The organism is Arthrobacter sp. JB02-1C, from assembly GCF_057748045.1.
In genome coordinates this window covers 541,030-555,129 of sequence record NZ_CM173235.1, presented here as the reverse complement: position 1 = coordinate 555,129, position 14,100 = coordinate 541,030, and the positions used below count along the sequence as shown (strand labels likewise).

Sequence of the window (14,100 nt, the reverse complement as noted above, 5' to 3'; positions counted from 1 at the left end):
CCCGGATGCGAATTCGGGCCCGGGGCCGAACCGGCCCCCGGGGAGCTCAGACCAGCGATTCCTTCCACGCCCCGTGCAGCCTGGCGAAGCGGCCGCCGCCGCCGATCAGTTCCGCAGGTGTGCCATCCTCCACCACGCGCCCGTCATGGACCACCAGCACCCGGTCGGCGGTTTCCACTGTGGAGAGCCGGTGCGCGATGATCAGCGCCGTGCGGCTGTGCGTGGCGGTCCCGTCGGCTCCGGGGCCGCTGTCGGCGCCGTCGGTCACCCTGCGGGCGCCGTCGGCCACCCCGCCGTGGCCGCGGAGCAGACGCGCGAGCCCGGCCTGGACCAGGCGCTCGGAGGGAATGTCCAGGGAGGACGTGGCCTCGTCGAGGATCAGGACGGCCGGCCGGGCCAGGAAGGCGCGCGCGAAGCTGATCAGCTGCCGTTGCCCGGCGGAGACCCGGCCGCCGCGCTTGTTGACGTCGGTGTCATAACCCTCCGGCAGGGCGCTGATAAAACCGTCGGCGCCCACGGCCCTGGCGGCGTCTTCGATCTCCTGCCGGGTTGCGTCCGGGCGGCCGAGGGCGATGTTTTCGGCGACGGAGCCGCTGAAGAGGAACGCTTCCTGGGTGACCATGACGATGTTCCGGCGCAGGTCCGCCGTCGAGAGTTGCCGCAGGTCCACGCCGTCGAGCGTCAGGGAGCCGGCGGAGACGTCGTAGAACCGGGCGATCAACTTGGCCAGCGTGGACTTCCCCGCACCGGTCTGGCCTACCAGGGCGACCGTCTGGCCGGCCGGGATGTGCAGGTCCAGGGGCGGGATGATGACCGGGCCGTCGCCGTAACGGAACTCGACCTGCTCGAAATTGATCCGGCCGGTGGCTTCCGGCAGTGCCACCGGGCTGGCGGGCGGTCGGACGGTGGGAACTTCCTCCAGCAGCCCGGAAACCTTTTCCAGCGCAGCCTGCGCGCTTTGGAAGGAGTTGTAGAACATGGCCATCTGGTCCACCGGTTGGAAGAAGCGCTTGGCGGAGAGAATCAGGGCCAGCAGCACGCCCACCGCCAGATCACCGCTGAGCACCCGGAAGCCGCCGAAAAGCAGCACGACGGCGACGCACACGTTGCCGATCAGGACGAGTCCGGGCTGGAAGATGCCGTTGAGGTTGATCGACCGGACCGTGACCTTGCGGTACTCCTCCGAGAGTTCCGCGAACCGCCCGGCGTTCTGGCGCTCCTTGCGGAAGGCCTTGACCGCGCGGATGCCGGTCATGGTTTCGATGAAGTGCACAATCAGCCGGGCCGAGACCACCCGGGATTCCCGGAACGCAATCTGCGAGTGCTTCTGGTACCAGCGCGACAGGGCATACATCGGCACGCCGGCGGCCAGCACCAGCAGCCCGCTGCGCCAGTCCAGGGCGAAGACCGTGATGGCGGTGAACAGCATGAATAGCAGTCCGGAGGCCAGCGAGCTGACCCCTGAGTCGAGGAGGTCCCGCAGGGCCTCCAGGTCCGAGGTCTGCCGGGCGATGATGCGGCCGGAGGTGTAGTTCTCGTGGAACTCCAGGCTCAGCCGCTGGGTCTGGCGGAAGACCCGGACGCGCAGGTCCAGCAGCATCGCCTGGCTCAGGCGCGCCGTCGAGGTCACGTACAGGGCGGTAAGCCATGCCGTGGCGACGGCCGCGGCGAGGTAGGCGCTGCCGGCCAGCACGAGGGGGATGCTGTCGCCGGAGCGCAGGGCGGGCAGGGCCCGGTCGATCCCGAACGCGATCAGGGCAGGCCCGGCCACCCGGGCGGCCTGGGACAGCACGACGGCGGCGATGGTCAGCCAGAAGCGCAGCCGGACGGGACGGATCAGCGAACCCAGCAGCGCCAGGGAGCGGCGCCGGACCGCCTTGCTCTCCGCCTTGGACAGGTGCGCGTTGTCCTCATTGGCGGTGCCGAAGGTTGCGGTACTCATTGGGACATCTCCTCGGCGCCGAGGCCGGACAATTCGGAGTCCAGATCCCGGGGCTCCGGGTCCAGGCTGGCGATCACGTAGCGGTAGTGGCTGTTCGTGGCGAGCAGGTGGGTGTGCGTGCCGACGGCGGCGATCCGGCCGTCTTCCAGCAAAGCCACCCGGTCGGCCAGGGCCACGGTGGACGGCCGGTGGGCCACGATCAGGGTGGTGGTATCGGCCAGCACCTCCCGAAGCCGGGCCTCGACGAGTTCCTCCGTGTTCACGTCCAGGGCGGAGAGCGGATCATCCAGGACCAGCACTTTAGGCCGGGCCGCCACGGCGCGGGCCAGGGCGATGCGCTGCCGCTGGCCGCCCGACAGGCTCAGGCCCTCCTCGCCGATCAGGGTGTCCAGGCCAGCCGGCAGGGAGTACACGAAGTGGGCCTGGGCGGTCTCCAGCGCCTCCGTGAGGATCTGTTCCCGCTGCTCTGCAGGTTCATCGGGGGGCACGCCCAGCAACACGTTGTCCCGGACGGAACTTGAAAACAGCGTGGTGTCCTCGAAGGCCACCGCGACGATGCTGCGGAGTTCCGCCAGGTCGAAGTCGCGCAGGTCCACCCCGTCGATCGTGACCGAACCCGCCGTGACGTCGAACAACCGCGGCACCAGCTGCAGCAGGGCGCTTTTGCCGCTGCCCGTGATACCCACCAAGGCCATGGTCTCGCCCGGCAGGACGTCGAGGCTGATGTCCCGGAGGATCGGCTTCTCCGGGGCGTCCTCATAGCCGAAGCTGGCATTGTGGAAGCTCAAGGCACCCTCGACCGGTCCCGGCCGGCGCGGCCGATCCGGGCTCGTAATGGTATTGACGGCATCCATCACTTCGAAGTGGCGGTCAACCGCGGACTTCGCGGTGAGCGCCATGGCGAGCAGCAGCCCGCAGGCTTCCACCGGTGCGGCGATCACGGCGGCGGTGGCGAAGAACGCCACCAGGGCGCCGATGCTGAGTTGCCCGTCGGCCGTGAGCAGGACGCCGGCAACCAGCCCGGCTCCGAGGGCCAGCTCGGGCAGCAGCGTGACGACCATACTGAAAACGGCCAGGTGCCGCGCCTTGGCGATCTCCGTGAGCCGAAGTTCCTGGGCCTGCTCGTTGAAGTTCTCCAGCGCCTCCTGGCTGCGGCCGAAGGCCTTCAGCACGCGGATGCCGTGCACGGATTCCTCAACCGTCGTTGCGAGGTCACCGGCCTGGTCCTGGCTGCGCCGGGCCACCTTGCTGAACCGGGTGCGGAAGCGGAAACCGTACAGCATGATCGGTACGGCGGCGGCCAGGAAGATCAGCGCCAGCTGCCAGCTCATGGAAAACATCACGACGACGCCGATCACCACGGTCAGCGTGGTGACCACCAGCATGATCGCGCCGAACGCCATCCAGCGGCGGAGAAAATTCAGGTCGGTCATGGCACGCGAGAGCAGCTGACCGGACCCCCAGCGGTCGTGGAAGGAAACCGTCAGGTCCTGCAGGTGGCCATAGAGCGAGACCCGCATCCGGTTCTCCACGGTGGTGGCCGGGTTGATGACGAACTGGCGCCGCAGCGCCACGAACCCTGCCTCGGCGATGCCCAGCAGCAGGATCACCCCGGACGCCACCCACACGGCTTGGCCGTTGCCGCCGGGGGTCAGCCAGCTGTTGATCAGCACCCGCAGCACCTGGGGAACGGCCAGGGCGACGACGCTGGCGAACAGTGCGCACAGCAGGCCCATGATGAGCCGGGGCAAAATCGGCCTGACGTGGGGATAGAGACGGCTGACGGAGGAGAAAAACGAGGTCTGCTTGGCCATGCCTGCTTCTTCGATGCAACTGCGAAAGGGTTCACGCAACTGGGGGTAGTTTCCTGTAGCAACTACCCTATGCCATCGAGTGACCAGCTTCACACGTGCGGGGCCCCGGCCGGCCGCCCCGTACTAGGCGCGGGCGGTGAGGGTGAGCAGAACAGCCTCGGGCCTGCAGGCGATCCGCACCGGGGCGAAGCGTGAGGTGCCGATGCCGCCGGAGACGTTGACCGGCGTCGTCCGCCCGTCGCTTTCCCAGTCGTGCAGCCCCCTGGCGCGCCAGGTGGGGAGGTCGCAGTTGGATACGAGGGCGCCGTAGCCGGGGACGCAGATCTGTCCGCCGTGGGTGTGGCCGGCCAGCAGCAGGTCCGCGCCGTCCTCGGTGAAGTGGTCCAGCACCCGCTGGTAGGGGGCGTGGGCAACGGCGATCCGAAGGTGCGGTACGGAGTCCTGCCCGCGGGTGCCGCGGGGCCAGCCGGCATACCGTTCGAGGCCCAGGTGCGGATCGTCCACGCCGGAGAAATCCACCCGCAGACCCTTGAAGGCAAGGGACTGGCAGCGGTTGGTGAGGTCCACCCAGCCGGCCATGCCGAAGCCGGAACGCAGCCGCGGCCAATCCAGCTCCACCGGGCTTGCCGGCCGCTTGGAAGGACCAAGGAAGTAGGACGCCGGGTTCTTGAGCGTGGGGGCGTAGTAGTCGTTCGATCCGGGGACGAAGACGCCGGGGAACTCCAGCAGCGGCTGCAGGGCCTCGAGCACCGGGTCCACGGCCTTGGGGTGGCTGAGGTTGTCCCCGGTGTTGACCACCAGGTCCGGCCGCAGCTCGGCCAGCGACCGGAGCCACGCGGCCTTGCGCCGTTGGCCCGGAACAAAATGGATGTCACTGAGGTGCAGCACCCGCAACGGCCCGAAGCCCGGCGGCAGGACCGGCACGGTCTCTTCCCGCAGCGTGAATTGGTTCATTTCCCACAGACCATAGCCAGTTGCGGCGGCTCCTGCGGCGGCTCCGACGGCGGTGCCGACGGCGAAGCCGCGCCCGATGCTCCGGGCGCGGCTTGCCAGTACGTTGATTGCGGCCATGCGCTATCCCTGGCCCGGAGTGGTGCTCGGGACCGGTGCAGGCTTGTTGCTCGGGGCCGGTGGCGGTGCGGGCTTGTCGCTCGGGGCCGGTGGCGGGGCGGGAGCGGGGGCGGGAGGCGCGGCAGGCGCGGCAGGCGCCGTGGCCTGCGTCGTCGCCCGCGGCGCGGTGTAAGGTCCGGAAACCATATTCGAGGGCGGGGCCGGGAACGGGTTGGTACCATACGCCGGGGCGACCTGCGCCATGAAATTGGACCACTGCGGGCCGGCAATCATGTAGCCGTCGATGCCCTTGTAGAACTGGCCGTTGATGGTGACGTTCTGGCCCGCACGGCTCTGGTCGCCCAGCGCGTCGCCGAACCAGGACGCGGTCGCCAGGCCGGTCGTGTGGCCCACCACCCAGGTGGAGCCGTTGTTGTTCGAGGTACCGGTCTTGGCCGCGATCGGGAAGCTGGTCCGGGTGGAAATCCGGGGCTGGATGAGCGCGCCCGACCCACGGTTGAGGACTTCCTGCAGCGCGTAATTGACGCCGCGCGCAACCTCGGGCTTGATCGCGTCCCGGCAGTTGGTGTTCTGGGCGGGCAGTTGCGCCCCGGTGGCGTCCGTCACCGAGGTGATGGCGATCGGCTCGCAGTATTTGCCGTCGTTCGCGAACGTCGCGAAGGCGCTGGCCATGGTCAGCGGTGAGGTCTGGGTGGAGCCCAGCAGGTTCGCCGTGGTGAACATGTTGATCTTCGGGTGCGGGTCCGCGATGTTTCCGTTCGCGTCCAGAATGATCTTCTGCTCCGCGTCTTTAGCCGGCAGGCCGGAGTGCAGCCCTACTGCATCAACCGTCTTCTGGATGCCGCAAAAGTCAAGTTGGGCGGCGGACGCGAAGGTGATGGTGTTGATCGAGTTGTAGAGGCCTTCGAGCACAGATAGCGGACGGTACCAGGTCTCTTCGGCGTTCTGCAGGTCTTCCGCGGCACCGAGCTGCGCATTGTGCTCGGGGGTGCTGTACGCTCCCGTGGTCACACCGCAGGAGTTCCGCCAGGGGAAGTTCAAGGGGTACCGACGCACTGACCCGTCAAGGATCGTGTTCATCGACTTGCCCTCGTTCAGCCACTCCGCGAACGTGAACGGCTTCATGGTTGAACCGGGCTGGGCGCCGCCGAGGCCGCCGAGGTCATTGCCCTTGGCATCGAGCTGGTCGACGCTGAAGTTTACTTCGGTGTTGAACTTGCCATCGGCGGCCAGAAAAGACGTGTTCTGCGCCATGTTGGTGATCTTGCCGGTGCCGGGCTCGACCGAGACCAGGGCGGCGCCCCACTTGTCCGGGTTGGCTCCGGCGGACGCGTTGACTTGCTCCTGGGCCACGGCCTGGGCCTTCGGGTCCAGGGTGGTCTTAATGGTCAAGCCGCCGCGGAAGATCTTCCGCTGCCGGGCGTCGGGGTCGGCGCCGTAGGCGGGGTTGTTCTGCAGCAGGTGCAGCACGTAGTCGCAGAAATACGGCGCCATGGCGGCGTTGGCGCAGCCCTGCTTGGGCTGGGTGACCTTGGTCTCCACCGGGGTGGCGACCGCGGCGTCGTAGTCGGCCTGCTTGATTTTGCCCTGGTTCAGCATTGCCCTGAGCACCAGGTCGCGCCGCACCTTGGCGTTGTCCGGATGCGTGATCGGGTCGTAGAAGGACGGGCTGTTCACGAGCCCGGCCAGCAGGGCGGCCTGCGGGAGGCTGAGGTCCTTGGCGCTGGTGCTGAAGAAGAACTTCGAGGCCGCTTCAATGCCGTACGCGTCCCGGTTGAAGAAGACGATGTTCAGGTAACCCTCGAGGATCTGCTCCTTGCTGAACTTCTTCTCCAGCGCGATCGCGAGTTTCATCTCGCGGAGCTTGTCCCCGACGCCCTTGTTGACACCGTTGAGCAGGATCTGGTCGCTCTTGCCTTCGGACTCCAGCGAGGAGTTGATGACGTTGTTGACGTACTGCTGCGTGATGGTCGACGCGCCCTGCTTGTTACCGCGCGCGGTGCTGACCAGTGCGCGCAGGATGCCGGTGGTGTCCACGCCGCCGTGCTCGTAGAAGCGGCTGTCCTCGATGGAGATCACCGCGTCCTTGATGAACGGCGACATCTGGTCCAGCGCCACGCGGGTGCGGTTCTCCGAGTAGACGCTGGCGATGACGCTGCCGTCGGAGGCGAGGACGGTGGTGGACTGGCTCGGCGGATCGACCTGCAGCTCGGCCGGCAGGGTTTCAAAGAACTTGATCGAGCCGCTGGCCGTGTTGCCCGACAGGGCAGCTGCCGGGACCAGCAGGCCCGCGACGAGGACACCACAAATAGCGCTCACGCCAAGGAAGAGAATGATCTTTCCGAGAGTGGTGGCCGTGTCGAATAAAGGGTTCTTGCCAGTCGCCATGTTTTCCACTTTACCGGCAAGGACTAGGCTTTACTTCATGACCAAATGGGAGTACGCCACGATTCCGCTCATTATCCACGCGACGAAGCAGATTCTGGATCAGTGGGGTGACGACGGCTGGGAACTGGTGCAGGTCGTCAAGGGCCCCGACGGGAACGGCCTCGTTGCCTACTTGAAGCGGGAGAAGAACCAGTCATGAGCACCCCCGAAACGGCCGCCCCGGCGGCATCAACGGCCCCCTCCGAGCGGGCCGGGGACACCGCGGTCGCGGGCAAAAACAGTGCCGCCTCCGGCGCGTCGTCCGCCGTCGAACAGCGCCTCGCAGAACTTGGCCTGACCCTTCCGGCCGTTGCCGCTCCGGTGGCCGCCTACGTTCCGGCCGTGGTCTCCGGCAACCACGTCTACACCTCCGGCCAGTTGCCTTTCATTGGGGGCCAGCTGGAGGCCACCGGCAAGGTTTCGTCCGGCTCCGAGGCCGCCACCGATGAACCCACCGTTTCCCCCGAAGACGCCAAACGCTACGCCGAGGTCTGCGCTGTGAACGCGCTGGCCGCCGTCAAGAGCGTCATTGGCGACCTCGACCGCATCACCCGGATCGTGAAGGTGGTGGGTTTCGTTTCCTCCGATCCCTCCTTCACCGGGCAGCCCGGTGTCATCAATGGCGCCTCGGAGCTGCTGGGCAAGGTTCTCGGCGACGCCGGCCAGCACGCGCGGTCCGCCGTGGGCGTCTCGGTGCTGCCGCTCGACTCGCCGGTCGAGGTCGAACTGATCGCTGAATTTACCTAAAGGCCTGGTAGTTTCCCTTGCCGCACCTCGCACGACGCTTGTTTGTGCTCCCCCCGGATCTCGAGGGAGCAGCCCGCAGCTGGCTTGAAAACGGCGAGCGGACGCCCCGGGCACCCCGCTATGCCTCCTCCGTGGTGCTGCTCCGGGACTCGCCTACCGGGCTTGAGACCTGGCTGGGCTACCGGCCGGGCACCTCCCCGTTGGGGGTGCTGGCCTTCCCGGGCGGTTCAGTGGAACCATCCGACGACGGCGCCGTCGGCTGGCTGGGTCCCAGCCCGCAGCAGTGGGCCGAGAAGATGGGCACCGCCGACGTCGGGCTGGCGCGCCGGCACGTCGTTGGGGCGATCCGCGAACTCTTCGAGGAAACCGGCGTCCTGCTGGCAGGTCCGGACCTGTCCGCGACGGTGGAGGCGAACTCCACTGCCGAATGGATGCGGGCACGGGAAGCGGTGGCCGGCCAGGAAGTTTCCTTCATCGACGTGCTCACCAAGCGCGGGCTGTCGTTGCGGACCGACCTGCTCAAGCCGCTGGTGAACTGGCTCAGCCCGGACTTCTCGCACCGCCGGTTCAACACCCGCTATTTCGCCGCGACAGTCCCGGTGAACCAGCAGCCATCCCTGCTGGCCAGCAAGGGCCTCTGGGCGCGCTGGGTCTGCGTCCGCAAGGTGGTCGCCGAACGGGACAGCACCGCCCTCGGCGACGAGGTGGGCCAGCCGAATACCGTGGGCCGGACCCTCGGCCAACTCCTGGTCCCGGGCTCGGAGATCATGCTGGAGAAGATGGCCGCAGCCAACGGGTGCATCGCCTACCTCAGCCACAACCGCACCGCCCATGCCTATCAGCCGATGCTCCTGGAACAGGACGGCAAACTCATGCTCGCCGTCGAAGCGGCCAACACCGTCGTCGGCGAACCCCCGCGCGGGGTCGGCAAGGCCTGACACGGCACCTGGACCGCGCCTGCACCGGCCGTTTGCCACGCGCCACGCGTTTGGCCGCTGGACATGCTGCTCGGGCGTTCCGCAGGCTGGGCATGCTGCTCGGGCTTTTTGCAGGCTGGGCATGCTCGTCTCTGGCCCTGCGGGAGTCGGGACATGTCCAACGCTGGCGCGGACCGGTGGACAGGATGGTTATATGTCCACGCCCCTGCCCGCACGCTGGGCATGTCCACTCGTCTCTGGCCCTGCGGGAGTGGGGACATGTCCAACGCTGGCGCGGACCGGTGGACAGGATGGTTATATGTCCACGCCCCTGCCCGCAGGGTGGGCATGTCCACTCGTGCCTTGCCCGCGCAGACCCGCTTAACCGCCAGAGGCCGCCCCGTTGCCACGGGCCGGCCTCTGCTGCGTTGCGCAGATGCTTAGCGGGAGCGCTGGCGGAGGCGCTGCATGTCGAGGATCACGACGGCGCGCGCCTCGAGCCGGAGCCAGCCGCGCTGGACGAACTCGGCCAGGGCCTTGTTGACGGTCTCCCGGGAGGCGCCGACCAGTTGCGCCAGTTCTTCCTGGGTCAGCTCGTGGGCAACGAGGACGCCGTCGGTCGCCGGGCGGCCGAAGCGGTCGGCCAGATCCAGCAGCGCCTTCGCGACACGACCGGGAACGTCGGAGAAGACCAGGTCGGAGAGTGAGTCGTTGGTGCGGCGCAGGCGGCGGGCGAGGGCCTGCAGCAGCTGCGCGGAGACCTCCGGACGGGTCCGCAGGAGCGCGTTCAGGCTCTCGTTCTTGAGCCCCGCCAGGCGGGTTTCGGAGACGGCGGTGGCCGTTGCCGTGCGCGGGCTGGGATCGAACAGGGCCATTTCGCCGAAGAGTTCGCCCGGGCCCAGGATGGCGAGCAGGGACTCGCGGCCGTCGGGGGACGTGCGGCCGAGCTTCACCTTGCCGGAGACGATGAAGTACAGCTGGTCACCCTGGTCGCCTTCCCGGAAAACCGAGGCTCCGCGTGAGAGGTCCACCTCGGTGAGTTCGTCCGTCAACAGACGGAAGGCCTCGTCGTCGAGCGTGGCGAAAAGGGGTGCGCGGCGCAATACCTCGATATCCATGAAAACTCCTGACTTGCTGTGTCGGCTGGGGCGCTCCAGCCATTGTTTCAGAATTTTGCCGCTTCTGTGACGTAGTTGGCACCCAGCCGCGCCAAACGCCGCCGCAGCACCATCGTGGCACACCGGTCCGCGACGCCCACCGCACGCCCCGTAGCACGCCCCGAAGCACGCCCACCGCACGCCCCATAGCACGCCCCCGGCCGGGAGTCTGCCCCGGCCGGGAGTGCCGCCCGCAGCCGGGACTCACGGACAACTGTCGGAGTGCGCCGGTAGAATGTGGGTCTTACGAGTCTTAAGGAGCCCCGTGTTCGGCTTGACCATTTTGGACCTGGCGCTGATTTTGACGTTGCTGTCCTACCTGATCTACGGCCTGCGCAACGGCTTCCTCGTGACCCTCGGTGGCCTGGCCGGATTCGCCGCCGGTGCCGTGGCCGCGTTCCTGTCCGTGCCGCTCGTCAGCAAACTGGTCGGAGACCCCACCTGGCGGCTCACCGCGATCATCGCCACGGCCGTCGTGCTCATGATGCTCGGGCACGGCCTCGGCACCGCGATCGGGCGGCGGCTCCGCAGCGTGGTCAAGATCAGCCCGCTCCGCCTGGTGGACCGGGTGGCGGGCGGCGGCGTCAACGTCGCCGTTTCCGCCCTCGTCATGTCCATGCTGGCGTTCAGCATCAGCGCCCTCGGCGTTCCGTTCGTGTCCCAGCAGCTGGCCGATTCCAGGGTCATCGGCTTCATCGACGGGGTGACACCCAAGCCGTTGAAGACCTCCATGGCGCAGCTGCGCTCTGCCGTCATCGGCGATGGGATCCCGACCCTGTTCGAGGGCATCGGCGGCCAGCCGGTTCCGGTTCCGAACGCCAGCACCGACACCCCCGCGCTCAACAAGGCAGCCACCTCGGTGTTGAAAATCGCCGGCACGGCCTACCAGTGCGGGCAAAACCAGACCGGAACCGGATTCGTGGTTGCGCCCGGCCGCGTGGTGACCAACGCCCACGTGGTCGCCGGGGTGCCCGAGCCGGTCGTGGAGGTCCCGGGCGGCGGCGCGCTCCCGGGCCGGGTTGTTTACTTCGACAGCCGCCACGACCTGGCAGTCCTGGCCGTCGGCGGGCTGCCGTCCGCGCCGTTGCCGCTGAGCGCCAATCTTCCCCCGGGCAGCCCGGCGGCGTTTGCCGGCTATCCGCATGGCGGACCGTTCCAGTCCAAACCCGCCACCGTCCGGGACATTGCTACCGTCCTGGTGCCGGACATTTACGGCAACAACGCCGCGGCGGAGGACGTCTACCGGCTGGCCGGCGACGTGCAGCCCGGAAATTCCGGCGGCCCGCTCCTGACCACGGACGGCCAGGTCGCCGGAGTGGTCTTCGCCAAGTCCACTTCGGAAGCCTCGCTCGGCTTCGCCATCACCATGAGCGACCTTGGACCGGTGGCGGCGCAAGCCGCCGGGCTGAGCAGTGCCGTTTCACCGGGGCAGTGCATCAAGAAGTAACGGATTCCGTGGCCCAGGAAGGCCTCAGGCCTTGGCGGCCTGCCGTTCGGCGAGGTATTCGACCGCAAAGCGGTAGCCCAGGATTCCGGCGCCGGCGATCACCGCGGCGCTGACGTCGGAGAGATAGGAGTGGTGCCGGAACCCTTCGCGGGCGTGCACGTTGGTGATGTGAACCTCGACAGTGGGCAGCTGCACCGCGGTGATCGCATCCCGGATGGCCACCGAGGTGTGCGTGTAGGCGCCCGCATTCAGCACGATGCCGGCGGCTTTTCCACGGGCTGCGTGGATGGCCTCCACCAGGGCGCCCTCATGGTTGGACTGGAAGCACTCGACGTCGACTCCGTACGCCGTGCCGGCGTCCTTGGCAAGCTGTTCGACGTCCGCCAGCGTCGCCGTGCCGTACTTTTCTGGCTCCCGCGTGCCCAGCAGGTTCAGGTTCGGTCCGTTCAGAACCAGGATGGTGGCGCGGGGGGCGCCCGCGGGGGTGACTTCGCTCATGCCAGCCAATGTATCGCGTCACGGCAGCCCCCGGCCCGCACCCGGGCCGGGGGGTGCCGCCTACTTCCGGAGCGACTGCGCGATCTGGGTCATCACGGTGTTGTCCGCCAGGGTGGTGGCGTCACCCACCTCGCGGCCCTCCGCGACGTCCTTGAGTAGCCGGCGCATGATCTTGCCGGAGCGGGTTTTCGGCAGCTCCGGGACGATCAGGATGGTCTTGGGTTTTGCGATCGGCCCGATCTCCTTGCCCACGTGGGCGCGCAGTTCCTGGACCATGGCGTCGCCTGAATCCGTCGCGTCGCCGCGCAGGATCACGAACGCCACGACGGCCTGCCCGGTGGTCTCGTCCGCGGCCCCGACGACGGCGGCCTCCGCTACCGCGGGGTGGGACACCAGTGCGGATTCGATCTCCGCGGTGGAGAGCCGGTGCCCGGAAATGTTCATGACGTCATCTACCCGGCCGAGCAGCCAGACGTCGCCGTCCTCGTCTTTTTTGGCGCCGTCGCCCGCGAAATACATGTTGTCGAACCGCGACCAGTACGTTTCCTTGAAGCGCTCCGGGTCGCCCCAGATGCCGCGCAGCATCGCAGGCCACGGTTCCCGGATGACCAGGAAACCGCCGTGGCCGTTGGGCACCGATTCGCCGGCCTCATCCACCACGTCGACGGCGATGCCGGGAAGCGGGACCTGCGCGGAGCCGGGTTTGGTCGCGGTCACGCCGGGCAGCGGCGCGATCATCTGCGCGCCGGTTTCGGTCTGCCACCAGGTGTCCACGATGGGCGCCGGGTGCTCCTTCTTCTCGCCGTGCGGCCCGGCGTTGGAGCCGATGACCTCCCGGTACCACATCCATGCCTCCGGGTTGATCGGTTCCCCTACCGAGCCGAGGACTCGGATCGAGGACAGGTCCGACTTGGCCGGGATCTCCTTGCCCCACTTCATGAAGGTGCGGATGGCGGTGGGGGCGGTGTAAAGGATGGAGACCTTGTACTTTTCCACGATCTCCCACCAGCGGCCCTGGTGCGGGAAGTCCGGTGTGCCCTCATACATCACCTGGGTCGCGCCGTTGAGCAGCGGGGCGTAGGCGACGTAGGAGTGGCCGGTGACCCAGCCGACGTCGGCCGTGCACCAGTAGACGTCGGTTTCGGGGTGCAGGTCGAAGACCGCCCGGTGGGTGTAGGCGGTCTGGGTGAGGTAGCCGCCGGTGCTGTGCAGGATGCCCTTGGGCCGGCCCGTGGTGCCGGACGTGTAAAGGATGAACAGGGGGTGCTCGGCGTCGTGCCCGACGGCGGTGTGCTCCGCGGAGGCCGCATCGACGGTGTCGGACCACCAGTGGTCGCGGCCCTCGTGCCAGTCGACGTCCTGGCCGTTGCGCTTGACCACCACAACGTTCTGCACGGTGTGCCCGTCGTGGGCCAGGGCCTCGTCCACGGCGGGCTTGAGTGCGCTGGGTTTGCCGCGGCGGTAGGTGCCGTCGGCGGTGACCACCAGTTTGGCTTCGGCGTCGTCGATCCGGGAGCGGAGCGCGTCGGCGGAGAAGCCGCCGAACACCACGGAGTGGACGGCGCCGATCCGGGCGCAGGCCAGCAGGGTGATGACCGCCTCGGGGATCATTGGTAGGTACACGGCCACCCGGTCGCCCTTGGCGACGCCGAGGGATTCGAAGGCGTTGGCCGCCTTCTTGACCTCCTCAGTGAGCTGGGCATACGTGTAGGTGCGGGTGTCGCCGGGCTCGCCTTCGAAATAGATCGCGACCCGTTCCCCGTTCCCGGCCTCCACGTGCCGGTCCAGCGCGTTGTACGCCGCGTTAAGCTCCCCGCCGACAAACCATTTGGCGAACGGTGGATTCGTCCAGTCCAGCGTCTGGCTGAAGTCCTTGTCCCAGCTGAGCAGTCCGCGCGCCTGCTTGGCCCAGAAGGCTGGCCGGTCCGCGTCCGCCTCCGCGTAGTCGGCGGCGGTGACGACGGCGTTTGCGGCGAACTCTGCCGAGGGGGCGAACCTGCGGTTCTCCTGCGACAGATTTTCGAACGCATCGCCCTGCGAGGGCGTGGTCGGGGCGGAGCCGGGGGCCTGCTGGGACATG

11 protein-coding genes are annotated in these 14,100 nt (G+C 68.0%); 4 read left to right on the top strand and 7 right to left on the bottom strand.

What is annotated here, in order from left to right; genetic code table 11:
- Positions 1 to 46 precede the first annotated feature (46 nt).
- The 4 genes from AC3ANP_RS02630 to AC3ANP_RS02615 all read right to left on the bottom strand — a co-directional run bounded on the left by AC3ANP_RS02630 (position 47) and on the right by AC3ANP_RS02615 (position 7,215).
- Positions 47 to 1,942 (bottom strand): ABC transporter ATP-binding protein, encoded by a 1,896-nt coding sequence (locus AC3ANP_RS02630; protein ID WP_488331807.1) that lies wholly within the window; start codon positions 1,940 to 1,942, stop codon positions 47 to 49.
- Entirely contained in the window at positions 1,939 to 3,756 is a 1,818-nt protein-coding gene (locus tag AC3ANP_RS02625; RefSeq protein WP_488331806.1) for an ABC transporter ATP-binding protein, read from the bottom strand. Before AC3ANP_RS02625 ends, AC3ANP_RS02630 begins: the two co-directional genes overlap by 4 nt.
- Positions 3,757 to 3,879: 123 nt before the next feature.
- Positions 3,880 to 4,827 (bottom strand): metallophosphoesterase, encoded by a 948-nt coding sequence (locus tag AC3ANP_RS02620; protein ID WP_488331805.1) that lies wholly within the window; start codon positions 4,825 to 4,827, stop codon positions 3,880 to 3,882.
- A gap of 3 nt (positions 4,828 to 4,830) precedes the next feature.
- On the bottom strand, positions 4,831 to 7,215 hold the full coding sequence (locus AC3ANP_RS02615) for a transglycosylase domain-containing protein (RefSeq protein ID WP_488331804.1): 2,385 nt from the start codon (positions 7,213 to 7,215) through the stop codon (positions 4,831 to 4,833).
- Between the two features lie 37 nt (positions 7,216 to 7,252).
- Between AC3ANP_RS02615 and sp36 the strand changes: the two genes are divergently transcribed.
- From sp36 to AC3ANP_RS02600, 3 genes are read left to right on the top strand one after another with little or no spacing between them, the layout of a single operon-like run.
- Positions 7,253 to 7,414 carry a Sp36 family protein gene (gene sp36 / locus AC3ANP_RS02610; protein ID WP_488331803.1) on the top strand — a complete coding sequence of 54 codons (162 nt, stop codon included), beginning with the start codon at positions 7,253 to 7,255 and terminating at the stop codon, positions 7,412 to 7,414.
- Entirely contained in the window at positions 7,411 to 8,001 is a 591-nt protein-coding gene (locus AC3ANP_RS02605; RefSeq protein WP_488331802.1) for a RidA family protein, read from the top strand. The genes sp36 and AC3ANP_RS02605 overlap by 4 nt, the downstream gene beginning before the upstream one ends.
- Positions 8,002 to 8,018: 17 nt before the next feature.
- Positions 8,019 to 8,939, top strand: a complete 921-nt coding sequence (locus tag AC3ANP_RS02600; RefSeq protein WP_488331801.1) for an NUDIX hydrolase — start codon at positions 8,019 to 8,021, stop codon at positions 8,937 to 8,939.
- A 419-nt stretch (positions 8,940 to 9,358) separates the two neighbouring features.
- Here the strand turns inward: AC3ANP_RS02600 and AC3ANP_RS02595 are convergent, their stop codons facing one another.
- Positions 9,359 to 10,036, bottom strand: coding sequence for a Crp/Fnr family transcriptional regulator (locus AC3ANP_RS02595; protein WP_011693220.1), 678 nt, complete (start codon positions 10,034 to 10,036; stop codon positions 9,359 to 9,361).
- Between the two features lie 304 nt (positions 10,037 to 10,340).
- Between AC3ANP_RS02595 and AC3ANP_RS02590 the strand changes: the two genes are divergently transcribed.
- Positions 10,341 to 11,522 carry a MarP family serine protease gene (locus AC3ANP_RS02590; RefSeq protein ID WP_488331800.1) on the top strand — a complete coding sequence of 394 codons (1,182 nt, stop codon included), beginning with the start codon at positions 10,341 to 10,343 and terminating at the stop codon, positions 11,520 to 11,522.
- A gap of 24 nt (positions 11,523 to 11,546) precedes the next feature.
- Here the strand turns inward: AC3ANP_RS02590 and aroQ are convergent, their stop codons facing one another.
- Entirely contained in the window at positions 11,547 to 12,020 is a 474-nt protein-coding gene (gene aroQ, locus AC3ANP_RS02585) for a type II 3-dehydroquinate dehydratase (protein ID WP_488331799.1), read from the bottom strand.
- A gap of 60 nt (positions 12,021 to 12,080) precedes the next feature.
- The gene (gene acs, locus AC3ANP_RS02580; RefSeq protein ID WP_488333128.1) at positions 12,081 to 14,099 is read right to left on the bottom strand and encodes an acetate--CoA ligase; all 2,019 of its coding nucleotides are present in this window, start codon (positions 14,097 to 14,099) and stop codon (positions 12,081 to 12,083) included.
- Position 14,100 lies beyond the last annotated feature (1 nt).

What these genes read in the sequence shown, in the direction of transcription:
- AC3ANP_RS02630 (WP_488331807.1), bottom strand. Translation starts at nt 1,942, where the DNA reads ATGAGTACCGCAACCTTCGGCACCGCCAATGAGGACAACGCGCACCTG.
- AC3ANP_RS02605 (WP_488331802.1), top strand. Translation starts at nt 7,411, where the DNA reads ATGAGCACCCCCGAAACGGCCGCCCCGGCGGCATCAACGGCCCCCTCC.
- AC3ANP_RS02615 (WP_488331804.1), bottom strand. Translation starts at nt 7,215, where the DNA reads ATGGCGACTGGCAAGAACCCTTTATTCGACACGGCCACCACTCTCGGA.
- aroQ (WP_488331799.1), bottom strand. Translation starts at nt 12,020, where the DNA reads ATGAGCGAAGTCACCCCCGCGGGCGCCCCCCGCGCCACCATCCTGGTT.
- AC3ANP_RS02595 (WP_011693220.1), bottom strand. Translation starts at nt 10,036, where the DNA reads ATGGATATCGAGGTATTGCGCCGCGCACCCCTTTTCGCCACGCTCGAC.
- sp36 (WP_488331803.1), top strand. Translation starts at nt 7,253, where the DNA reads ATGACCAAATGGGAGTACGCCACGATTCCGCTCATTATCCACGCGACG.
- acs (WP_488333128.1), bottom strand. Translation starts at nt 14,099, where the DNA reads ATGTCCCAGCAGGCCCCCGGCTCCGCCCCGACCACGCCCTCGCAGGGC.
- AC3ANP_RS02620 (WP_488331805.1), bottom strand. Translation starts at nt 4,827, where the DNA reads ATGGCCGCAATCAACGTACTGGCAAGCCGCGCCCGGAGCATCGGGCGC.
- AC3ANP_RS02625 (WP_488331806.1), bottom strand. Translation starts at nt 3,756, where the DNA reads ATGGCCAAGCAGACCTCGTTTTTCTCCTCCGTCAGCCGTCTCTATCCC.